General features: G+C 46.9%; 21 protein-coding genes. 1 reads left to right on the top strand and 20 read right to left on the bottom strand.

The genetic code is table 11. From position 1 onward, the window contains the following. Positions 1-5: 5 nt before the first annotated feature. From glyS to rpsU, 14 genes are all read right to left on the bottom strand, one after another. Complete coding sequence (gene glyS / locus KNP94_RS00905; RefSeq protein ID WP_214765422.1) at positions 6-2,066, bottom strand: glycine--tRNA ligase subunit beta; 2,061 nt, start codon at positions 2,064-2,066, stop codon at positions 6-8. Next, positions 2,059-2,949, bottom strand: a complete 891-nt coding sequence (gene glyQ, locus KNP94_RS00900; RefSeq protein WP_029332943.1) for a glycine--tRNA ligase subunit alpha — start codon at positions 2,947-2,949, stop codon at positions 2,059-2,061. Before glyQ ends, glyS begins: the two co-directional genes overlap by 8 nt. Positions 2,950-3,234: 285 nt before the next feature. Continuing rightward, on the bottom strand, positions 3,235-3,984 hold the full coding sequence (gene recO / locus KNP94_RS00895; RefSeq protein WP_029332942.1) for a DNA repair protein RecO: 750 nt from the start codon (positions 3,982-3,984) through the stop codon (positions 3,235-3,237). A gap of 3 nt (positions 3,985-3,987) precedes the next feature. Beyond that, the gene (gene era / locus KNP94_RS00890) at positions 3,988-4,896 is read right to left on the bottom strand and encodes a GTPase Era (RefSeq protein WP_029332941.1); all 909 of its coding nucleotides are present in this window, start codon (positions 4,894-4,896) and stop codon (positions 3,988-3,990) included. Then, positions 4,889-5,287, bottom strand: a complete 399-nt coding sequence (locus KNP94_RS00885; protein ID WP_029332940.1) for a cytidine deaminase — start codon at positions 5,285-5,287, stop codon at positions 4,889-4,891. The genes era and KNP94_RS00885 overlap by 8 nt, the downstream gene beginning before the upstream one ends. A 49-nt stretch (positions 5,288-5,336) precedes the next feature. Next, on the bottom strand, positions 5,337-5,687 hold the full coding sequence (locus tag KNP94_RS00880) for a diacylglycerol kinase family protein (protein ID WP_088836557.1): 351 nt from the start codon (positions 5,685-5,687) through the stop codon (positions 5,337-5,339). Next, positions 5,684-6,160 (bottom strand): rRNA maturation RNase YbeY, encoded by a 477-nt coding sequence (ybeY, locus tag KNP94_RS00875; RefSeq protein ID WP_029332938.1) that lies wholly within the window; start codon positions 6,158-6,160, stop codon positions 5,684-5,686. The genes KNP94_RS00880 and ybeY overlap by 4 nt, the downstream gene beginning before the upstream one ends. Continuing rightward, positions 6,157-8,214 (bottom strand): HD family phosphohydrolase, encoded by a 2,058-nt coding sequence (locus tag KNP94_RS00870; protein WP_214765424.1) that lies wholly within the window; start codon positions 8,212-8,214, stop codon positions 6,157-6,159. Before KNP94_RS00870 ends, ybeY begins: the two co-directional genes overlap by 4 nt. Before the next feature lie 37 nt (positions 8,215-8,251). After that, positions 8,252-9,214 (bottom strand): PhoH family protein, encoded by a 963-nt coding sequence (locus KNP94_RS00865; protein ID WP_088836555.1) that lies wholly within the window; start codon positions 9,212-9,214, stop codon positions 8,252-8,254. 160 nt (positions 9,215-9,374) lie between these two features. Further along, positions 9,375-9,818, bottom strand: a complete 444-nt coding sequence (locus tag KNP94_RS00860) for a hypothetical protein (RefSeq protein WP_088836554.1) — start codon at positions 9,816-9,818, stop codon at positions 9,375-9,377. A gap of 13 nt (positions 9,819-9,831) precedes the next feature. Then, complete coding sequence (gene floA, locus KNP94_RS00855) at positions 9,832-10,815, bottom strand: flotillin-like protein FloA (RefSeq protein WP_029332934.1); 984 nt, start codon at positions 10,813-10,815, stop codon at positions 9,832-9,834. Next, positions 10,812-11,321 carry an NfeD family protein gene (locus tag KNP94_RS00850; protein WP_034801219.1) on the bottom strand — a complete coding sequence of 170 codons (510 nt, stop codon included), beginning with the start codon at positions 11,319-11,321 and terminating at the stop codon, positions 10,812-10,814. The genes floA and KNP94_RS00850 overlap by 4 nt, the downstream gene beginning before the upstream one ends. Before the next feature lie 190 nt (positions 11,322-11,511). Further along, the gene (locus tag KNP94_RS00845; RefSeq protein WP_029332932.1) at positions 11,512-11,958 is read right to left on the bottom strand and encodes a GatB/YqeY domain-containing protein; all 447 of its coding nucleotides are present in this window, start codon (positions 11,956-11,958) and stop codon (positions 11,512-11,514) included. A gap of 21 nt (positions 11,959-11,979) precedes the next feature. Continuing rightward, the gene (gene rpsU / locus KNP94_RS00840; protein ID WP_012369719.1) at positions 11,980-12,153 is read right to left on the bottom strand and encodes a 30S ribosomal protein S21; all 174 of its coding nucleotides are present in this window, start codon (positions 12,151-12,153) and stop codon (positions 11,980-11,982) included. A gap of 311 nt (positions 12,154-12,464) precedes the next feature. Here rpsU and KNP94_RS00835 point away from each other — a divergent pair, with 311 nt between their 5' ends. Further along, the gene (locus tag KNP94_RS00835) at positions 12,465-13,718 is read left to right on the top strand and encodes a dicarboxylate/amino acid:cation symporter (RefSeq protein WP_088836553.1); all 1,254 of its coding nucleotides are present in this window, start codon (positions 12,465-12,467) and stop codon (positions 13,716-13,718) included. Positions 13,719-13,790: 72 nt separating this feature from the next. Here the strand turns inward: KNP94_RS00835 and pulA are convergent, their stop codons facing one another. From pulA to wecB, 6 genes are all read right to left on the bottom strand, one after another. Next, positions 13,791-16,703, bottom strand: coding sequence for a type I pullulanase (gene pulA, locus KNP94_RS00830; RefSeq protein WP_215115091.1), 2,913 nt, complete (start codon positions 16,701-16,703; stop codon positions 13,791-13,793). 384 nt (positions 16,704-17,087) lie between these two features. Continuing rightward, positions 17,088-18,011 carry an LCP family protein gene (locus tag KNP94_RS00825; RefSeq protein ID WP_088836551.1) on the bottom strand — a complete coding sequence of 308 codons (924 nt, stop codon included), beginning with the start codon at positions 18,009-18,011 and terminating at the stop codon, positions 17,088-17,090. A gap of 11 nt (positions 18,012-18,022) precedes the next feature. After that, on the bottom strand, positions 18,023-19,210 hold the full coding sequence (locus KNP94_RS00820; RefSeq protein WP_214765432.1) for a DHHW family protein: 1,188 nt from the start codon (positions 19,208-19,210) through the stop codon (positions 18,023-18,025). A gap of 16 nt (positions 19,211-19,226) precedes the next feature. Continuing rightward, positions 19,227-20,615, bottom strand: a complete 1,389-nt coding sequence (locus KNP94_RS00815) for an MBOAT family O-acyltransferase (RefSeq protein ID WP_214765434.1) — start codon at positions 20,613-20,615, stop codon at positions 19,227-19,229. Continuing rightward, positions 20,605-21,102 carry a hypothetical protein gene (locus KNP94_RS00810; RefSeq protein WP_214765436.1) on the bottom strand — a complete coding sequence of 166 codons (498 nt, stop codon included), beginning with the start codon at positions 21,100-21,102 and terminating at the stop codon, positions 20,605-20,607. Before KNP94_RS00810 ends, KNP94_RS00815 begins: the two co-directional genes overlap by 11 nt. Beyond that, positions 21,099-22,199, bottom strand: coding sequence for a non-hydrolyzing UDP-N-acetylglucosamine 2-epimerase (gene wecB, locus KNP94_RS00805; protein ID WP_088836547.1), 1,101 nt, complete (start codon positions 22,197-22,199; stop codon positions 21,099-21,101). The genes KNP94_RS00810 and wecB overlap by 4 nt, the downstream gene beginning before the upstream one ends. Positions 22,200-22,207 lie beyond the last annotated feature (8 nt).

Here is a 22,207-nt window from a genome sequence, read left to right as displayed (position 1 = left end):
TTTGTTTACACTAAAGTGAGTGCATTGAATCGTGCGACCGCTTGAATCGCGTCCGCGAAACGTTTCATTTCGCTTAAACGGTTCGATCGAATCGCATCGTCTTCTGCCATGATCATCGTCCCATCAAAATAGGCTGTAATGGCTGGAACCGTTGATTCAAGTGCGCCCATCGCTGTTTCGAAATCAGATTGCTCTACTGCCGCTGCGACTTGTGGAATGACCTGTTCGATTCGTTCATGTAAAGTACGTTCCGCTTCATTTTCAAAGAGCTCCGGATTGATAGTAACGACCGTTTCCGCTTTTTTCGAGATGTTGAGTACACGGCTCAACTGTTCGACTGTTTTCTTGAATGTGTCCCGTTGCGTCGCCGCTTCAAGCATTGCTGCTCGTTTTTCATTCGCTCCGACCGTCATATCAAGTTGAAGTGCTGCTTCAACGACGTCATGACGATACCCTTTTTCCGATAAACGGAACTTGAGGCGTTGACTGAAGAATTCTTGCATCGCCACTTTTACTGATTCTGCATCTGCCTGATAAAGACCTGCTTTAATTTGAGCTGTCACGACGAAATCAATCAGTTCAACGAGTGTCATTTGGATATTGCGATCCGCTAAGACTTGGACGATTCCTTGAGCCTGGCGGCGTAACGCATAAGGATCGGCAGAACCGCTTGGAATCATACCAACACCGAAGAAGCCAGCGACGCTGTCCAACTTATCGACGACGGCAAGTAGCGTCCCGGTTGGTGTCGCCGGACTTTCATCCCCAGCGAAGCGTGGCATGTAGTGCTCGCGGATCGCCGCTGCGACTTCCTTGTCTTCTTGTTTCATGTTTGCATAACGCTCGCCCATCAAACCTTGGAGCTCCGTGAACTCATAGACCATCTGACTGACGAGATCGAATTTATAGATATGACCGGCACGATCGACTTTCGTTCTGTCGGCTGAGAAGCGGTCTGCAAGCGCAAGCGCCATCTCACGTACGCGGCGAACTTTTTCACCCGTCGTTCCAAGTTTTTCATGGAAGACGATTTTGTCGAGACGGGCTGCTTGTGCGTCGATATCCGCTTTCTTATCTTCTTCGTAGAAGAATTGCGCATCGGCAAGACGGGCACGAATGACTTTTTCATTTCCGCGGGCGACGTTCTCGATGTGTTGCGCGTTCCCGTTACGCACCGTCACGAAATAATGCAGTAACGTACCATTACGTTTTACAGGGAAGTAGCGTTGGTGCTCTTTCATCGTCGTGATTAAGACTTCTTCCGGCAATTCAAGGTACGCTTCGTCAAACGCACCGAATAAGGCAGTTGGATATTCGACGAGGTTCGTGACTTCTTCAAGCAGTGACGCATCGATCGGTACTTCGAATTGTTCTGATTGTGCTAGTGCTTCGATTTGTTCTTCAATCATTTGGCGGCGTGCTGCATAACTGACGATGACATGCTCACCAGCCAATGCTTCGACATACGCATTCGGACGTAAAATCGTGATGTCTTGACCAAGGAAACGATGGCCACGTGACGTTCGTCCTGTTTCGACTGATGCGACTTCGAACGGAATGACTTGATCGTCAAGTAAGGCAATCAACCAACGGATCGGACGCATGTAACGGAGCGGTTGTGTACTCCAGCGCATGTTTTTCGGGAAGTTCATCGCCTCGATCACTTGTTTTAGCCCCGTCAATAACGTCGCTGTTTCTTGTCCTGCTTCCTTACGCGTCGCATAGATGTATTCGACTCCTTTTTCTTCACCAAGGAATAGATCATCTGTCGTCAATCCTTTTCCACGAGCAAATCCTTCCGCCGCTTTCGTCCAGCTCCCGTCCGCATCTTGCGCGATTCGTTTAGCTGGTCCTTTTAACGTTTCTTCCAAATCCGTTTGGCGTTCCGCGATTCCTTTAACGAGAACAGCGAGACGGCGCGGTGTTGAAAAGGCTTCGACTGTATCAAATGTAATCCGTGCTTCTGTCAAAAATGTCGTTACACGTTCCTTCAGTTGTGTTTCAGACTGCAAGACGAAGCGTGCCGGCATTTCTTCGAGACCGATTTCAAGTAATAATTCATGCATGTGATTCACCAGCTTTCGATTTAATCAATGGGAAACCTAAACGTTCCCGCTCTTCGATGAAACTTTGAGCACAACGGCGCGACATGTTCCGGACACGGTGGATGAATCCTGTTCGTTCCGTGACGGAAATCGCTCCTTTTGCATCGAGCAAATTAAAGGTATGTGAGCATTTTAAGATGTAGTCATACGCCGGGAACACAAGGTTTTCGTCGAGCGCCCGGTTCGCTTCTTTTTCATACTGATCAAACAATGTGAACAATAAATCAACATCTGATGTCTCGAACGTATATTTGGAATGTTCGAATTCTGGTTGATAGAAGATATCGCCATAGCGGAACCCGTCCGTCCAGACTAAGTCAAAGACACTTTCGACATCTTGAATATACGACGCGAGACGCTCGATACCATACGTGATTTCCACTGCAATCGGATTACACTCAATTCCACCAACTTGCTGGAAATATGTGAATTGCGTGATTTCCATCCCGTTCAACCAGACTTCCCAGCCAAGACCTGCTGCACCAAACGTCGGGTTTTCCCAGTTGTCTTCGACAAAACGAATGTCGTGTTCAAGCGGATTGATGCCGAGGAGTTCTAGACTTTGTAAGTAGAGTTCCTGAATGTTGTCAGGAGACGGTTTCATGATGACTTGGAATTGATGATGTTGATACAACCGGTTCGGGTTTTCCCCGTATCGTCCGTCAGCCGGGCGACGTGACGGCTCTGTATAACAAACGTTCCACGGTTCTGGTCCTAAGCTCCGTAAGAATGTCATCGGGTTCATCGTCCCGGCACCTTTTTCTACATCATATGCTTGCATCGTCAAACAACCTTGTTCCGCCCAAAATTTCTGTAACGTCAAAATCATGTCTTGTACTGTCATTTTCAAGAGATCCACCTCCAAAATTTATAAGGAAACACAAAAACGTCCCTATGTACAACATGGTTGTACATAGGGACGAGACAAGCCCGCGGTTCCACCCTACTTGCATGCGTAGCATGCCACTCTTTTACGGGAACACTCAAAAATGCCGTTCACACCCGTTTCATATCCAGCTCACACTATCCTGGAATCGCTTGAATGAAGAGGAGGTGCTACTCCTTTTTCTCATCGTGTTCGTTTAGTTAGTTCTTCCGCACTTATTCTACCGAACGTACGCGTAGTCTGTCAATCATTCTCAAGGTTGAGCAATTGATCGAGAACGCGCTTCGATCGTAACCGAAGTCCACTATAACGTTCCATGTAGGCATCCATGATTTGACGCAGTAATCGTTTCGTTTCCGGCTTGACCGTGACCGTACCGATCCGTGAAAAATCATAGACGGAAAAGACATAGAGCATCTTTGCAACTGACTCCTGCAAGAATACGGCATACTCATCTTCATGACGATGGCGCTTACAGAGCAGTCCGCCATGGTTCAGCGAAAAGGCGAAAGGTGCTTCCGTACTCCCGCAAATCGTACAGCCGTTTAAGTGCGGAGCGATACCAAGATGACGCAACAAGCGTAGTTCAACAATGAACGATACGACATCCGGATCAAGTCCTTCGTCCATCGCCTCCAGTCCGTCGACGAATAAATCATAGAGCGTCGGATAGGCGACGCGTTCGTCAAGTGCCTTATCCGCAAGTTCGAGCAGGTACATCGCATATGACATCAAGAGGACATCTTGCCGGATATGTGAATACCCGGTGATGACATCCGCTGATTTTAATTGACCGAGTCCACGTGACCTCGGGTAGACATAGACCGCCCGAATAAACGGCTGACTTGCTGCATTAAACCGGCTACCCGGTTTCTTCGCACCACGAGCCATGACGGCGAGCTTTCCGTATTCACGCGTCAGCAACGTGATGATTTTATTCGATTCACCATACACGACCGTTCGTAATACGAGCCCTTCCGCCTTATCAATCATCGCTTAATACTCATCGTCGCGGAAGCCGAGTTCACGCAATTGTCCGGCTTTGTTACGCCAGTCTTTTTGCACTTTGACCCATAGGTTCAAATAGACTTTCGTTCCGAGAAGCATTTCGATGTCCGTCCGTGCTTCAGACCCGATTTCCTTGAGGAGTGCCCCACGTTTCCCGATGATGATGCCTTTTTGCGAATCACGTTCGATTAAAATCGTCGCGTGGACGTCGACCATATTGCCGTCCTCACGTGTTTTGATTTGATCAATCGCAACTGCGATCGAATGCGGTACTTCGTCTCGTGTTTTTTGTAAGACTTTTTCGCGAATCATTTCCGAGATAATAAAGCGTTCCGGATGATCCGTTACTTGATCGGCCGGATAATACATCGGTCCTTCTGGTAAAAGTTTCGCAACCTCACCGAGGAGCGGTTCAACATTATTACCTTGAAGAGCAGAAATCGGCACGACCGCTGCAAACTCTAATTCGTCTTTATACGACTCAATGATTGGCGGAATGTCATTCGGATGAATCAAGTCGACCTTGTTCATGACGAGAATGATTGGCGTATCAAGGCCTTTCAACTTCTCGATGATGAAGTCGTCGCCTTTTCCTTTTGGCTCCGTCACGTTGATCATGAAGAGAATCGCATCGACTTCACGCAAAGCGTTTGTCGCAACTTTCATCATGAAGTCACCGAGCTTATGCTTTGGTTTATGAATTCCTGGCGTATCGATGAAGACCGTCTGCACATCATCCGTTGTGTAAACACCTTGAATCTTGTTTCGTGTCGTCTGTGGCTTATCTGACATGATTGCAATTTTTTGACCGATGACACGGTTCAAAAACGTCGATTTCCCGACATTCGGACGACCGATGATCGAGACGAATCCCGATTTAAATCCTTCTTTAAACATTGAGATCTCCCTTCGTGAACGCACCTGGTAACAATGCGCCAACGGTTGTTTCTGTGACATCACCTGTTAAGTTCGTCAAATAGATTGGCATATCTGCATCACACATTTCGAACAGGACTTGGCGGCATTGTCCGCATGGTGCTACTGGACCTTCCGTGTCTGCTACGACAGCCATCGCTGCATATTCACGTGCATCTTGTGCCCATGCTGAGAAGACGGCTGTCCGCTCTGCACAGTTGCAGAGACCGTAAGCAGCGTTTTCGATGTTACACCCGTGGAACACTTGTCCGTCTTTTGTTAAGAGAGCAGCTCCGACTTGGAACTTCGAATATGGAACGTACGCTTTTTCGCGTGCAATTTTAGCTTGTTCGAGTAATTGTTCTGTTTTCATGTCATTTTTCCCCTTTTAGCAACTTTGTTGGCCAAAAAAGGCCGGATTCTTATTGTACCAAATATGGGACGAAGATGCATAGTGCAATCACAATTGATGTAAGCGCCAACACTAAAACTGCACCGCTCGCGATGTCTTTTGCCGCCTTGGCTAACGGATGCCACTCTTTCGTCACTAAATCGACCGTTCTTTCAAAAGCTGTATTCAGCATTTCCGCACCTAGAACGGTACCGATCGTTAAAAATAAGATGGCACGTTCAACGGACGAAAGTGGGAAATAAAATGCTGCAATCGTGACGACTAGTCCGAGAACAAAATGAACTTTCATATGTCGTTCTTCTCGAACGGCTTGTCGGATGCCCGCTAGCGCATGGACAAACGGAACCCACCAGGACTTCACAACTCGCCTCGATACAACTCGAAGTGATGTAGAATTTCCTCCTGACGTTTTGTCATGACTTCTTCATCTGCCTTTTCGATGTGGTCATACCCTAACAGATGTAAAAAACCATGGACGGCTAGAAAACCAAGTTCCCGCTCAAACCGATTTCCATATTCAGCCGCTTGTTCCCGACACCGTTCGACGGAAATGATTAAATCACCCAGTACAACGGGTTCGTCTTCTAGTAATTGAAAGTCAATTTCATCTTCTCCGAGCTCATCCATCGCAAACGAAATGACGTCCGTCGCTTGATCTTTCCCACGCCAGTCGCGATTGATTTCTCTGATTTCTTCATTCGTCACGAATGTGACGGACAGCTCACTATTGACTTCGACTTCTTCTTGTTTCGCAGTATAAATAAGAATCGATTCGACTAAGCGCTGCTGTTCCTCGCTCAATAAGTTTCCCTCGTCTGTCATATAAGTATTCATTTCGTTTCCTCTTTCTTTAATTCAGGATATTCAATCCGTTCGTGGAACAATCCCGAAAGCGTATGACACGCACTTTCCCCGACACGATAAATGTCACGTGTCGTAATGTCACATTCCGCGAATTGATCGTCGAGCATCTTCTCTCGAATGATTTTCGAGACAAGATCACGAATCCCCTCTTCAGTCGGAGACTTCATCGAGCGGACAGCTGCTTCAATCGAATCCACAATCATGATGACTGCCGCTTCTCGTGTCTGTGGTTTCGGTCCACTGTAACGGAATTCCGCTTCGTTGACTTCACCTTGCTCCGTTGCTTTTACATAGAAGTAGCGGAGTAACGACGTACCGTGGTGTTCTTGGCAAATCGCGACGATTGCCCCCGGGATTTTTGCTTCTTGTAAGAGTTCTACTCCATCATCCGTATGCGCTAAAATAACACGCGCCGACTCGATTGGTGTCAATCGATCGTGCGGATTACGGCCATGTTGATTTTCGATGAAATAAAGCGGACGGCGGGTTTTCCCAAGGTCATGATAATAAGCACCAACTCGCGCAAGTAACCCATCTGCCCCGATTGCTTCACATGCCGTTTCAGCTAAATTCGCGACCATCATACTATGATGATACGTTCCTGGTGCTTCGACCAGTAATTTCTTTAATAACGGATGTGTAGGATTTAACAGTTCTAATAACCGTGTCGGAGCCAAGATTCCGAAAGTCATTTCTAAAAATGGTAACAAACCAATCGCGAAGATAGCACTCAATACGCCGCTCGCGATCGCAAACGCCGTTAAAGTTAGCGTTTCCTGAAGTTCAAGTTGCCCACTGCGCATCAATAAGAAGGTAAAGAAGACAACGATGTTCGCAGCAGAAATCATTAAACTACTCAAGAAAATCCGTCGTCGTGACAAACTCGATTGTAAAAAGAATGTCGCGACGAGTCCGCCTACCACTAAGTAAATCGCAATGTTAAAACTAAAGTTTTGGTTCGTGCTATAGAAAAATGTGCCGGCAAGCGCCATAAAGAGTGTGCTGGACAAGGCGATTCGTTCATTCAGCAAATTTCGTAAAACGAGTGCCGCGAATGCCGTCGGTGTCAACAAGTACAGTACAGGATTGATATCCTCTGCCAAAAACGCCATTCCGTATGTCACGACAAGTTGCAAAATCACGACAAGATAGACAAGACCGAACAAACGTACTTTACCCATCTTCGCGTATCGAAGATTTGAACGAGCGATGAATCCATATAACAGCAACGTCATTAAACCACTCAAAAGTAACGTTCCTAACAATGGTTTGAACGACTTCCGGTCAGAGATCAATCCGACAAGCTTAAGCTGACGGTATTCATCTTGCGAAATCACTTCACCACGCTTAACGATAACCTCCCCTTCAGAAATGATGACAGGTTCGACTTTATCGCTCGTTTGATTTCGTAATTGCTCCGTCTTCTCAGGGTCATACACGTAGTTCGTGACAATCAATTGATCGGTCAATGCCTTACTGACCGCTTTTAATGAAAAAGATAATGGTGTTCGGTCGATGTCGAGCCGTGCATTCTCACGCGCTTCTGCTAACTCTCCGTCCTCAGAAGAAATCCGCTGTTTCATTGCTTCTTCAATTGCCGTAATCACCGCGTCACGTGTCGTGCTTCGAACGGACGAAGAAGACGTCGCAAGCAAACGCAATTCATCATCTTTCAATAAATCAGCCGCCTCTGTATTTCGAAGCCGCTGCTTAATCCGTCCGATGTCTTCTGCCTTCGTTATACCTTTTAAGCTCGCAAAGAGTTGTTCCACCTTATCAATTTGTTGCGATGCATATTCTTTTTTGACCGTATACTGACTGTCAATCGCAGCTACGGTATTTTCTTTAATCTGTCTGGTCGCTTCACGGTCTTCGATGGTCAAAGGAGATCGGATATCTTCTTCCGCGATAGAGAAGGCTTCTGCCGCCAAAGCTTCCGGACGAACGGACACATACATCATCGTTGACACGATGATGTAAAATCCAATCGTCAGCAAGCTGATCCACAGTCCTATTTTCCGCATGTCTTAGTCCCCTTCCCCTTACTTTCATGGTTGAGTTTCAGCCGATTTCTTGGCTGTACGCATCAATGATTTTCCGGACAAGTGGATGACGAACGACATCAGCAGAACTGAAGTGTTCAAAATGAATGCCTCGAACATCACCTAACAAATTCAAGGCTTCTTGCAATCCAGAGGCTTTTCCCCGAGGCAAGTCGACTTGCGTCAAATCTCCTGTAACAATCATTTTCGAATGAAATCCGAGTCGCGTCAAAAACATTTTCATTTGTTCTTTTGTCGTATTTTGAGCTTCATCCAAGATGACGAAGGCATGTTCGAGCGTTCGTCCACGCATGTAGGCAAGTGGAGCAATTTCAATCACACCGCGCTCTAATAAGCGCGCCGTATGTTCGACACCTAACACATCATGGAGCGCATCGTATAACGGGCGAAGGTAAGGATCGACTTTTTCTTTTAAGTCCCCCGGTAAGAAACCTAGACTTTCACCAGCTTCAACAGCAGGACGTGTAAGGACAAGCCGTTTCACATGCCCCTCTTTCAGGGCTTTCGCCGCCATGACGACAGCTAAATACGTTTTCCCTGTCCCAGCAGGTCCGATTCCGAACGTTAAATCGTATTTCTCAATCCCGCGTACATAACGTGCTTGACCTAGTGTTTTTGCACGTAATGGTTTGCCTTTATGATTCGTATGAACGACGGTGTCATATAATTCAAGTAATTCATCGACTCGATTTTGTCGTGCCAATTGAATTGCACTTGTTGCGTCACGCTCCGTTAAAACTGCCCCACGATTCACGAGCTGCGTGAGAACGCCGATGACTTGTGTCGCCAGTCTAATCGAGTCCTCCATTTCTGCTTGAACAACCAATTCATCACCTCGATGAACGAGCTGAACATCAAGTTCTGCCTCCATTGTTTTAAGCACCGCATCATTCGGTCCAACGAATGCTTGCGTCTGATCTGAATTCGAGAATGCGAATGGAATTCTTTCATTAAATATCACGTTATGATTGGCCTCCTAATGATGGACAACAGTATGTCATCGCCACAAATCTATTCTCTTCTACTTTAGCATTTCCTAATAATAGATGGAAAGAAAAACCCATCTTGTTGAAACACCTAAAAAGGTCAGCTCCCCTTAAAATTAGGAAGCTGACCTGTTCTTATGAATGGGGTGTTTTCGTTTTACGTTTTGAAACGGGTGGACCAAGGACTTCGCTCCAGATGATGGCACGACGTGCTTCTTCTTGCGTCGTTTGCATCCCTGTTTTCTTGACCGCTTTCGTCCCGATTGCTCCTTCGGCGATTGAACCTTTAATCTGTCCGATATTCGTACTCGTTTTAGAAACCAGTTGACGATCCGTATGCCGTTGCATGTCCGTTCGACGATCTTCTAACAGCGGACGTTGCTGTTTCTTTTTTACAGCCGGCGGTGCATCATCCTTCGTCATCGCTTCCGCCTGCCCCACCATGTTCTTCACATAATCCCCAAACTCTTTTGATGGCGTCCTTGTCGGTTGGTTAGCTTTACTTTTATCTGCCGCTTTAGAAATGACAGAAATGACGCCAAATGCCACCATTAAACCGACCCAGATTAAACTTCCCATCCTACATCATCCTTTATTGTGAGTCATTCGGCGAAGACTGACCACCAATTGCCTGGCGCATCTTCGTATCTGCTGTCACGTTGAGGTAATTCGCATAATCCATCACGCTGAAGTTTCCGTCACGAAGCGCTTCCGAAATCGCAAGCGGGACTTCCGCTTCGGCTGCAACAACTTTCGCTCGCATTTCTTCGACACGTGATTTCATTTCTTGTTCGCTCGCAATCGCCATCGCACGACGCTCTTCCGCTTTCGCTTGGGCGATGTTTTTATCCGCTTCCGCTTGATCCGTTTGAAGAACAGCACCGATATTTTTCCCGATATCGATGTCCGCGATATCGATTGATAGAATTTCGAACGCCGTACCGGAATCAAGGCCTTTCGCAAGAACCGTTCGTGAAATCATTTCCGGATTTTCAAGCACTTCTTTTTGATCGTGACACGAACCGATTGTCGAAATGACACCTTCGCCGACACGGGCGATGACTGTTTCTTCACCCGCACCACCGACAAGACGGTCAATGTTAGCCCGGACTGTGATTCTTGCTTTTGCTTTTACTTCAATCCCGTTCATCGCAACACCTGCGATGAATGGTGTTTCGATGACTTTTGGATTAACTGACATCTGTACTGCTTCAAGCACGTTTCGTCCTGCCAAATCAATCGCGGCCGCACGTTCGAAACTAAGTTCGATGTTTGCACGATGCGCGGCAATCAACGCATTGACAACACGGTCGACGTTACCACCGGCAAGAAAATGACTTTCAAGTTGGTTCGTATTCAAGTTTAAGCCAGCTTTGACGGCTTTAATTAACGGATTGACGATTTTAGATGGTGTGACGCGACGTAAACGCATTCCAACGAGTGTGAAAATCGAGACGCGGACGCCGGCCGCCAAAGAACTAATCCACAGTGGGATTGGAACGAGCGTAAAGAAAATTGCGAGGAAGATTAAGACTCCTCCGGATATGAGTAGGACCGTTAACAGTTCAGGTGTCATGTGATTGACTCCTCCTTCGTAGTTTGGACTCGAACGACGACGCGTCCGTGTGTCACTTCTTTGACGATAATTCGCTCACCAGAGCCGATAAAATTCCCTTCAGTCACTGCATCGATCCGATTCCCATCGATTTCAATCGTTCCAGCAGGTCGTAAAGGCGTCAAACTGATACCTTCCTTGCCATTGAGTTGAACTTTCTCTTCATGTGACAAATACCCTTTTTCCGACGATGTCGAATCCGTCAAAATCAAACCTCTCCATAACAATGACTGGTTGGATTTGATTCTTCGGTATGCCCAGTATCCTGCCGCCAGCGACAAAAATACGGATAGACCTATCGCAAGGCCGACTTGACCGACCGTCGCACCCGCCATGATCAGGCTCGCGAGGACAGCACCGATACCCACAACTCCAAAGATACCGAATCCTGTGACGAATATTTCGATCAGCAACATGACGACACCGACCAAGAAGACCGCTAAAATCATCCCTAAGCTAAAAGACATTACTCCGTTCACCCCTTTTTATCAGAATCAGACGCTTCTCCCCTTTTGAAACACATTTCTTTGTTACTCTTATTATATACGCTTTCACCCATTAAAAGGTTTCACAACTCTTTTAATTTCTAATTATTCCGATAATATGTGTCAAAAAAACAAATAAAAAAGGTATCCCAAGGGATACCTTCAAAATTGATCAATTTAATTGTTGTTTAACAAGTCGATTAATCAAAGCACCGTCCGCCTTGCCCTTAAGCTGCGGCATGACGACACCCATTACTTTCCCCATATCAGAAGGAGCAGAGGCACCCGTCTGTGCAATAGCTGCATCAACGATTTCCTGAACTTCTTCTTGAGAAAGTTGTTTTGGCATATAAGCTTCGAGCACGATAATCTCTGCTTGAATCTTCTCGACGAGGTCGTGACGATCAGCGCTTTCGAATTCTCGGAGGGAGTCGTTGCGCTGTTTCATCTCACGTGAGAGTATAGTTAGCTCTTCCTCATCAGTTAATTCTTGCTTACCGAGTTTAATCGCTTCATTTTGCAGGGACGACTTCACCATCCGAATCGTCGTCAGACGATCTTTCTCACGCGAACGCATGGCTTCCTTCATATCCGCTGTCAAACGCTCTTGAAGACTCATGAGGATACACCCTCTCTAACGTTAGAACTTCTTACGCTTACGCGCAGCCTCCGATTTAAGCTTACGTTTTACACTTGGCTTTTCGTAGTGTTTACGTTTACGAACTTCAGCAAGCGTACCATCTTTTGAAACACCACGTTTGAAGCGACGAAGTGCGTCTTCAAGTGATTCATTTTTACGTACACGAGTTTCCACTAGTTTTCCCTCCCTCCGATATTACCGACTAAAGGAAACGTGTCAGACACGTCATATAACATTATAGTAGGAATGTACAGAATGGTCAATAGTTGATTGACATGTTCTCATTACATCCTTGATATGTTCCTTTTTGTTCCTTTCTATAGTCTCATGTCGTCCCATTATTTACAACAGATTCATCTGTTTTACCTAAAAAAACGCGGCACTTTTTGTAAGCGCTTTCTTAAAATCATTAAAATGTTTTGTCAAAACAGTGAATGATGTGTCAAAATATAAACAGTTATCTGAAAAAGGAGTTGGTATTATTTATGAAAGAAGCAAAACGAGTCATCTGGGGTCTTCTCATCGGTATCGCCTTAGGACTTGTCCTAGCCGCTCTACCTGACAAGACGATTTACGAAAAATTAAATATGTATGCCTTACAACCAATCGGGACGATTTTCTTGAACCTGATTAAAATGCTTGTTGTACCGATCGTCTTCTTCTCAATTTCCCTCGGTGTCATGGGTCTCGGGAACCCAAAAGAATTGGGTCGTGTCGGCGGAAAAGCCATCGGGTTTTTCTTATCGACGACAGCAGTTGCAATCATCATCGCACTTGGTCTTGCCTTATTAATCAAACCGGGCGAACGTGGTACTTTCTCGACGGAAGGACTCTCAAAGGCAACCGGTGAGATTCCTGATACAAGTATCATCAATACGATCGTCGGGATGTTCCCGACAAACCCGATCACGGCGATGGCGGAAGGTAACATGCTCCAAATCATCGTCTTCAGTGTGTTCGTCGGGTTCGGAATTACTTTCTTAGGTAAGAAAGCAGCAACGCTTCGTTCGTTCATCGAACAAGGCAATGACTTGATGACGTACTTAATCACACTCGTCATGAAAATGGCGCCGCTCGGAGCTTTCGCCTTGATCGCTTCAGCCGTTGGTTCATTAGGTCTTAAATCATTACAAGCAATGTTCGCGTATATGTCGATCGTCGTCTTATCATTAATCGTTCATTCATTATTCACATATGGTTCTGCCGTCTCTTTGATCGGAAAAATGAATCCGATCTTCTTCTTCAAGAAGTTTGCACCCGTCATGATGTTCGCCTTCTCGACATCTTCGTCGAACGCAACACTTCCGGTCGCGATGCAAACGGCGCAACGTGAACTTAAAGTACCACGGTCTGTCTCAAGTTTCGTTCAACCGCTTGGTGCGACGATCAACATGGACGGAACAGCAATCATGCAAGGGGTCGCGACCGTTTTCATCGCGCAAGTCTATAATGTCGATTTAACACCAGGACAACTCGCGACGGTCGTCTTGACTGCCGTTCTCGCGTCTGTCGGAACAGCTGGTGTGCCTGGGGTCGGCCTCGTCATGCTGACGATGGTCCTCCAGTCGGTCAACCTTCCCGTCGAAGGAATCGCCTTAATCATCGGGGTCGATCGTCTACTCGACATGATGCGGACTGCCGTCAACGTCACTGGTGACGCTGCTTGTGCCGTCATCGTAGCGAAATCGGAAGAAGGTAACTTAAAAGATAAGGAAGTCGAAGACGAGCGCTACGCGTAAGTTTTCCGCTTGATGAAAAAAGGTCGTCCCTACCGTGAATCACTCATGGTAGGACGACCTTTTTGTATCTTGTTATTTTTTTAGAACAAATGAACTGAGTGGATCCACCGTGATGCTGCCTGAAACGTTTCGAAGTGTTTTCGTCCCTGCTGTTTTACCATCGACAATCAACTTCCACTTTCCTTTCGGAAGCGTCAGCTTCACCGCAGCGCGTTTTGCGTTATGGACAACGAACAACTCTGCTTTTTGATGTGGTGCATCTTCTGAAAGTTGATACGCGACGACTTGCTCCATCGTATCGACAAACGTCAAATACCGTCTGATGTCTTTCGCTGATCCGAGGTGAAGTGCCGGATTTGCTTTCCGGACTTCAATCAAGCCCTTCATATAATCGACGTCTTGTTGACGATCCATCTTCCGTTTCCAGTCGAGTTGGTTGACGGAATCCGGTGATTTATACGAATTATGGTCGCCGCCCTTTGTCCGCATGAAATCTTGACCGGCATGAATGAACGTCGTCCCTTGTGACGTCAACAGGATGCTTGACGCCAGGCGGTGCATTTTCGTTTTCGTCGCATCCGTATCGTTCGGGTTCGTTAAGTTCAACTTATCCCATAACGTATGGTTGTCGTGTGCTTCCACATACGTGATGGTTTGATTCGGCTCTGCTGCAAATCCTGTGATGTCTTGGTTATACGCAATCTCACCGACGATTCCGCGTTTAATGCGTGTTTCAAGACCTGTTTTCCCGTTAATGAATCCTGCATCCGTATCTTCAAAGACACTTCCTTTAAGCGCATCACGCAAGTTATCGTTGAAGTGGGCGACGCCCGGCATTTGTTTTGCATTTGTCTGATTCGCTTTTTCTGTTTCAGGAAGTGGTGTGTTCAAGCTCCACCCTTCGCCAAAAACAAGGATTGATGGATCGATTTTAGTTGTCGTCTTTTTGACGGCATTCATCGTCTTGACGTCATGGATCCCCATCAAATCAAACCGGAAACCGTCCCAGTGGTACTCTTTTGCCCAGTATCCGACGGAGTCGACGATCAACTTATGCATCATCTGGCGTTCTGACGCTGTATCATTCCCGACACCCGTCCCGTTCGCTAAATCGCCACCCGCTGTGTAACGGTAATAGTAACCCGGGACGATTTTATCGAGGTTCGATGCTTTGGCGTCGAACATATGGTTGTAGACGACATCCATGACGGCACGTAGCCCATTGTCATGAAGACCTTGAATCATCTGTTTCATCTCTGTGATTCTGACTTTCGGGTCATATGGATTCGTCGCATATGAACCTTCTGGTGCATTGTAGTTTTTCGGGTCATATCCCCAGTTGTATGATTTTAGCGGATTCGTCTCATCGACGGAAGCCGTATTGAAGTCGTACACTGGAATGAACTGAACATGTGTGATGCCAAGTTCTTTGAGATGATCAAGTCCTGTTTTCGTCTTCGTTTTCTTGCCATCTTTCATTAAACGTGCTCCACGTTCAACTACTCCGAGGTACTTCCCTTTTTGCTTAATTCCTGAATCATATCTTGAACCGGTCACATCAAACATCGACAAATCACGGACGTGGGTTTCATAGATGATGGCATCTGTCGCTTGTTTAAGCGGCATCTTTGATTTCGTCCAGCGTTTCGGATCCGTCTCCTTTAAATCAACGACAACACCTTGATCCCCATTGACAGCAACAGCTGTCGCATATGGATCGACGGCACGCGTCGTATCTTTTGCATGTTTCACTTCATATGTGTAGCCTGTCCCGTCGAGGTCACCTTTTACAGTGACGGTAAAGACGCCACGATCACCACGTTTCATCTCGATTTCTTGTGTGATGTCTTTTGTTGTTGCTGCTGCTTGTTTTGGTAACTTGTATAACTCGAGCTCGACCGTTTGAGCGGTTGGTGCCCACAAACGGAACGTCGTTTTTGATTTTTTATACGTCACACCTAACTTACCGTCATAGGCATACTTTTGATCAAAGGCATCAGAACGTAAGACCTGTCCTGCTTCAAGCACGCCTTCACCGAAGACAGGATGTGTCACAGTCACGATCTTTGCTAAATCGATGTCGGACGAAACCGTTACTTCAAGTGTCTTCGCGTCAAGTTGTGTGACGACCGGATTGACGAGTCCCGTGAACGAAAATTGTCCGATATCGTCTGCTGAGACGGGCGCGTTCGTTTTGAGCGTCAGCTTCTTAAAGTCATCTGCGAGGAAACTCGTAATCTTAGGTGTCCGGTCAATTTCCGGTTTTCCGTAGTAGATTGTTTGATCCCCTTCAATTAACCAGATGTCTTTTGCTCCGGCATAGAAGAAACGATCCGCCCCGTCTTTTTCAGACCAGCCTTCGATATGCGGAATGATCCCGACGAGTCGTTGTTTCGTTGGGTTCGCAAGCGACACGGTTGTGACAGCACCAAACTCATCTTGTTGATTAAATTCAAACCGTTGTCCATCTGCCGCATTCGGCCATGCCCAAACTCCATATTTTTCATAATCGTTGTCATAACGATAATAATGGACGTTCGTTTTGATTGATTCGACGTCCGCCCCGTCTGTCGGATTGACCGGTGAGACGTCTTTACTTCCGGATGCAATCCACACTTCCGCGACACCATCTTTAATCATGTCTTTTGTGATGAATCGGTCATTTTCAGAACCGGAATCTTTGTTCCAGTTATCATCACGGACAATAAAGCCGATTTTTTCTGGTTGGTCGACCGGGAATTCATAAGCGGCAACCTTTCCGTATGCATCTTCTCCGTTAAAGACGTGCGCCTTGTTCGGGAAGTAATCCGGTCCGTTCGCCCAGAGCCAGAGATTCCAATCTTTTTCTGACGTTTTATCTTCTTTATAGTGAATGATGACGAGCGTCGATTTGCCTTTTTCGAGCGCTAATCCGTTCACTGGAAGTAAACTGAAAATTAGTGCAAACGTTAGCACAACTGCCCAGACTGATTTCCATCGATTCATGTTCCATCCTCCTTGAATGTATGTAATCGTTTTCATTTCCATTTTCCACACGAATTCTCATACTGTCAAAGTAAATTTTAGTTAACTAAAGAAAATAAGCCTTTCGGACCAGAACAAAAAAGGGCTGACTCATAAGTCAGTCCAAAATCAATCCTATATCGATCAAATGCTTATGAAACTTAAAAAGCCTGCATGGGTAGGCTGTTCTGTCACACTTCCCTGTCTCGACTCGTCTTCAAAGCGGCAACCTTACGCGCCGCTTCGCTTCGCTGCAGGGTCGCGTAAAGTTGCTTTTCGCCTTGGAAGCGATTCAAGACGGAAGACGCTTTTAATTCTCGCCACTTTGTCTACAAAGTGAAGAAAACGACAACTCCACAGTCTGTGTTATCCCTTCATCAATGCTTCGAGTGCTTGTTTCGTTTCCCGCATCGACGCATCCGAGGCGAAGAAATACCAAATGCCGTCACTTGCGATATACCCTTCGCCGTCGATTTTCAAGGATTGTAAGTGTTTGAAACCGGTTTGATTCTCTTGTGCCAGTTGGGTCGCTTCAGAAAACGTAATGTTCGTACTGAAATTATCCTCTAAGACCTGACTGAGTTGTTCGAGCTTCGTTAAAATGTTCGGACCTGCAAGTTTCATTCCGACAGACTCAAGAACTTGCCGTTGCCGGATTTGCCGTCCCATATCCCCGAGCGGATCCTGTTTCCGCATCCGGGCGTAACCACTCGCTTCGAGACCGTCCAGTTCAATCTGTCCTTTCTTGTACTCTTTTTGAAGCCGACGGTCGTTCCAACTAAAGGCAGACGGATTATCAACCGTCACACCATCAACGGCGTCAACGAGTTCAATCAGTCCATCCATGTTGATTTTAGCGTAATACGGAATCTCGACGTCAAACGTCTTTTCGACCGTCTGAAGCGTCTCTTCGACACCGCCATAGGCATACGTATGATTAATTTTTGTCGTCTGTCCATCTGCTAACGTGACTTGCATATCGCGCGGAATCGAAAGTGAACTCGCTTGTTTTGTTTTCGGATTAAACGATAACAACATGATTGCATCGGCCCGACCCGGATCATTTTTCCGTTCATCGACACCAATCAACAAAACATGGACAGGTTGCATGACTTCAAGTGGTAATTTTTGCTCACCTTTTAGTGGAGTAATCAATGCATCAGCAGTTTGTTGGAGCTTTAAAAATGCGTATCCGGTCGTCGCACTCGCAATCAAGACGACTAGTAACAAAAGCACACTCGCGACTCGCAAGAACGGATTCGGTCGCTTTTTCTTCATCCGTGATTCCATCATTAACCTCCTCACAGTTTCTGTTGATACGTCTTCATCAGACCGGTGATATTCGAGTTATGCAAGAAGAGTACACCGTCGACTTGTTGTTGTTTTGCGAATTCTGACACATCAAATGTTGCATTGACATACCGGATATCAACGACTTCGAGATTCGCACTTCGGGCGAGAAACGGCAGGACAGGATTCGCAAAGGAATCCTTCAGGACAAGCAGTTTTGGTCCCTTTACGTCCGACCGCATCGACATGATGCCATGGTTGCCCCGTAAAAAGACTTCATACCGGTCGGCATAATCACCTGCTTCCTTGATATAGCTTTCATCGATGACCGGTTGCTGGCACGTGTTGTCGTAGCACACATCAATCCCGTCGAACTGGCTTCCATCGTAATAGGCAAGTGTATCGCCGGTCGTTGCATAGGCGAGGGTCGTTTTCCGGGCAAGTGATCCATAATATTCGTGCCCGGATACTTTCCGGGCGTTTGACGCGACCGGTACTTCTTTAATCGATACCTTGTCCGCTTGCAACTGACGAACGATTTGCTGATAGGCAAAATAAGCTCCGTCAATGTTCCAGTGATGATCCGTTTTAAAATAATCGGACAGCTTCAACTGGTCGAGCGAAATGTTCGTCATCCCTGCCTGATCAAACCCTTCTACCATCTTTTTGTACCGGACTGTCGCGTTCGACGCGACATAGTCGGGTAAAATCCCGTTCTTCTCAGCGACGACCGTCTTTGAAGGAGCTAGTGCCATGTAGACAGGTCGATCAACGGCTTGAACAAATTTCTTAAAACCGTCCGGAATCGGTGTCACCTGTGCCTGACTCGACTCAATCATGTAGTCATTCGGGGCCGTATAAATGCCATTTCGAAACGGTTGGCGTAAGACGTTTTTTGACAAGCGGGCTTGTGTTTCGACGAGTGTCCCACGAAGCAACAATTGATCGGTAAAATACTTTTCGAGTTCTCCCATGTATGCCCCACTGACGACTGTTGCTGTCGTTGGTGGCGTCAATTTTGCGAGCGAACGATTTTCAAGTTGTGACATGACACGGTCCTGTTTCAAGACCGTCCCAAGACCAACCATCGTCAGGATGACCATGAAACTGACTGCCGTCGCCGCCATCATCCGTCGTTCGAACGAGTACTTCTTTCGTGGCCTCTGGTCTTTGTCTGGTCTGAGTGGCGCATGTGCCATGCTGATTCCTCCTTACTTAAAAACGGAAATAAATGAACGGATTGAAGGTACTCGCGACGAGGGCAGATGTCGCAAGAAACAGTAACAACATCGCATAGCCATACTGAATCGTCTGGCCGACTTTCCCGAGCCGTTCGACGATCCACTGACCCAGTATTTTTGGTAGCGGTGTCGCAGCAAACGCGGCAAGCAGTAAGATGACGCCATTTTGGACGAGCTGGTAACTGGCACGTTCATCCCACACTTCTGTCGGGATAAACATCGCACGCAAGTACTCGAGTGCGTCCGGAAATGTCGTTGCACGGAAAAAGACCCAGCCGACTAACACAAGAATGAGTGTCCAAATCGTCGAAATGACGGGGACACGGCGTAATAATTTCCCGAGAAATGCTTTCTCGAGCATAATCCATATCCCGTAGTACGCACCCCAGGCGACGAACGTCCAACTTGCACCATGCCAGAGGCCCGTCAGCATCCAGACGACTGCAAGATTTCGATACTGTTTGAGCGGTGAGACACGATTGCCGCCAAGCGGGATATAGACGTAATCACGGAACCATGAGCCGAGTGAGATATGCCAACGTCGCCAAAACTCCGAGACGGACTTCGCGATGTAGGGATAGTTGAAGTTTTCCAAAAAATGAAATCCGAACATCAGTCCGAGTCCAATCGCCATGTCGCTATATCCCGAAAAATCAAAGTAAATTTGTAGCGCATAGGCGATGATGCCGATCCATGCCAGACCCATCGACAAATCATTCATCTTGAAGACGGCATCTGCCACTTGCCCGCAGCCATTCGCTAAAATCAATTTTTTCGACAACCCGATAATAAAGCGGCGGACACCAAGTGCGAAATCAGGTAAGGTCTCTTGCCGATCGTTGATTTCATTTGCGACCGTCTCGTAGCGGACGATTGGCCCGGCAATCAATTGCGGAAATAACGCGATATACAAAGCTAAATCAAGCGGGTTTTTTTGGACTTTCCCCGCTTCCCGGTAGACATCGATGACGTAACTCATCGCCTGAAACGTAAAGAAGGAAATCCCGATCGGTAACACGACTTCCGGAACAAACAGTTCCACCTGAAACGTTTGATTCAAAGACGCCATGAAAAAGCCACTGTACTTGAACCACCCGAGTAAAGCGAGGTTCGTGATGACCATACTCGCCATGACAGGTTTGATGCCGACACGGTGCCGGTACGTATCGACCATCAGGGCAAACAAGTAGTTGATCAGGATACTCGCGAGCATCAGTAAAACGAACTTCGGTTCTCCCCAAGCGTAAAAGAAAAGGCTCGCTACAAGGAGCCAGCCGTTACGAAAAAATCGTGGCATTAGATGATAGACAAGCAGAACAACCGGTAAGAAGACAAATAAGAAAATCGTCGAACTAAACAGCATAGTGAGGATCCTCCTGTTTCAGTTGAATACGTTCAGCGATCTTCAACTCGGTCAGTTGGATCCGGACGTCACCTGCTACGAGAAATTTAAAGGCAATTTTAAAATACTGTGCCCCTTTGATCCGCTCCAGTTGAATCTGAAGATCAGTTGCCCCGTCGAGCATGACGAACTCCGACTCCGACCCCATGCGTTTTTTATTTCCGTATTGCATCTTAAAGAGTTGGACTTGACAAGGAACATCGGTTTCAAAACGACACGTCACATGAATGACGTCCGCCTGTCCGAAAGCGGCATCTTGGCGGTACAGCTTTGACGGCGGATACTGGAAACCTTGATCAAACAATTGGATATACAATTTATCCGCATCCGTCGCCGCCTGGAAATCGAACAACACACCAACCGCTTCGTCTTCTAACAGAATCTTTTCTTGACTTCCCTGCGGAAAAAAATGATAACTTGCTAAATGAAACGTACGTGCTGTTCTCATACCGGGACCTCGCTCATGATCGCGTCAACGATACGTTCCGCCGCATGACCGTCACCGTAAGGATTCGCGGCCTGTGCCATCCCCTGATACATTTCTTCATCCGTCAATAAGCGATGACTCATCTCAAAAATACGTTCCGGATTTGTCCCGACAAGTTTTAATGTCCCGGCTGCAACACCTTCCGGCCGTTCTGTCGTCTCCCGCAGAACAAGTACTGGTACACCGAGCGATGGCGCTTCTTCTTGGATACCGCCGGAGTCTGTCAAAATAAACGTTGCCCGGGCCGCTAAGTTATGAAAATCAAACACATCGAGTGGGTCAATCAAGTGAATGCGCGGATGGTGTTTCAATTGCTCCGCCGCTTCGAGCACGATTGGGTTCGGATGGACGGGGTAGACGATTTCAATATCTGCATGCGTCTCTGCCAACCGTTCGATGGCATCAAAGATGTGCGACAGCTGGAGGTGATTTTCGCGCCGGTGGACGGTCAGTAAAATTAACTTGCGTCCGCTCGCCTCTAAGTCCGTTAAGACTGGGTGCGTATAGTCGGACGAGACGGTTGTCTTGAGCGCATCGATGACGGTGTTCCCGGTCACGATGATCGGTGTCTGTTTATGCTCGCGTCGGAGATTTTCCGCTGCTTGATCTGTCGGTGCAAAATGAAAATCAGCCAGCACACCTGTCAATTGACGATTCATCTCTTCCGGGAATGGTGCATATTTTTGGTAGGTCCGTAATCCCGCCTCGACATGTCCGACCGGAATTTGTTGGTAAAAAGCAGCGAGCGAAGCAGCGAACGTCGTTGTCGTATCCCCATGGACTAACACGAGATCGGGTTGCTCCTTTTCGAGGACACGACGCATCGCATTCAAAATCCGTGCCGTCATTTCTTCGAGTGTTTGCCGTGGACGCATCAAATCTAAATCGTGATCGGGAACAATCTGGAACAACTCCAAGACTTGATCAAGCATCTCACGATGTTGCGCCGTGACGACGACGATCGGCTCGACACCTTCGCGCGCCTCAAGTGCTTTGACGACGGGCGCCATTTTAATCGCTTCCGGTCTCGTTCCAAATACAAGCATGACTTTTTTCATCCATTCCA

The organism is Exiguobacterium sp. s80, assembly GCF_018618725.1.
In the GTDB taxonomy this organism is placed as follows: domain Bacteria; phylum Bacillota; class Bacilli; order Exiguobacteriales; family Exiguobacteriaceae; genus Exiguobacterium_A; species Exiguobacterium_A oxidotolerans.
Note: the sequence above shows the minus strand (reverse complement) of the source record. Positions and strands in the feature narration are given on the sequence as shown.

Bases quoted from the DNA above. Each gene is read 5' to 3' on its own strand.
- glyS (WP_214765422.1), bottom strand. From the start codon at position 2,066: ATGCATGAATTATTACTTGAAATCGGTCTCGAAGAAATGCCGGCACGC.
- glyQ (WP_029332943.1), bottom strand. From the start codon at position 2,949: ATGACAGTACAAGACATGATTTTGACGTTACAGAAATTTTGGGCGGAA.
- recO (WP_029332942.1), bottom strand. From the start codon at position 3,984: ATGATTGATAAGGCGGAAGGGCTCGTATTACGAACGGTCGTGTATGGT.
- era (WP_029332941.1), bottom strand. From the start codon at position 4,896: ATGTTTAAAGAAGGATTTAAATCGGGATTCGTCTCGATCATCGGTCGT.
- KNP94_RS00885 (WP_029332940.1), bottom strand. From the start codon at position 5,287: ATGAAAACAGAACAATTACTCGAACAAGCTAAAATTGCACGCGAAAAA.
- ybeY (WP_029332938.1), bottom strand. From the start codon at position 6,160: ATGAATACTTATATGACAGACGAGGGAAACTTATTGAGCGAGGAACAG.
- KNP94_RS00870 (WP_214765424.1), bottom strand. From the start codon at position 8,214: ATGCGGAAAATAGGACTGTGGATCAGCTTGCTGACGATTGGATTTTAC.
- KNP94_RS00860 (WP_088836554.1), bottom strand. From the start codon at position 9,818: ATGGGAAGTTTAATCTGGGTCGGTTTAATGGTGGCATTTGGCGTCATT.
- floA (WP_029332934.1), bottom strand. From the start codon at position 10,815: ATGACACCTGAACTGTTAACGGTCCTACTCATATCCGGAGGAGTCTTA.
- KNP94_RS00850 (WP_034801219.1), bottom strand. From the start codon at position 11,321: ATGTCTTTTAGCTTAGGGATGATTTTAGCGGTCTTCTTGGTCGGTGTC.
- KNP94_RS00845 (WP_029332932.1), bottom strand. From the start codon at position 11,958: ATGAGTCTTCAAGAGCGTTTGACAGCGGATATGAAGGAAGCCATGCGT.
- KNP94_RS00835 (WP_088836553.1), top strand. From the start codon at position 12,465: ATGAAAGAAGCAAAACGAGTCATCTGGGGTCTTCTCATCGGTATCGCC.
- pulA (WP_215115091.1), bottom strand. From the start codon at position 16,703: ATGAATCGATGGAAATCAGTCTGGGCAGTTGTGCTAACGTTTGCACTA.
- KNP94_RS00825 (WP_088836551.1), bottom strand. From the start codon at position 18,011: ATGGAATCACGGATGAAGAAAAAGCGACCGAATCCGTTCTTGCGAGTC.
- KNP94_RS00820 (WP_214765432.1), bottom strand. From the start codon at position 19,210: ATGGCACATGCGCCACTCAGACCAGACAAAGACCAGAGGCCACGAAAG.
- KNP94_RS00815 (WP_214765434.1), bottom strand. From the start codon at position 20,615: ATGCTGTTTAGTTCGACGATTTTCTTATTTGTCTTCTTACCGGTTGTT.
- KNP94_RS00810 (WP_214765436.1), bottom strand. From the start codon at position 21,102: ATGAGAACAGCACGTACGTTTCATTTAGCAAGTTATCATTTTTTTCCG.
- wecB (WP_088836547.1), bottom strand. From the start codon at position 22,199: ATGAAAAAAGTCATGCTTGTATTTGGAACGAGACCGGAAGCGATTAAA.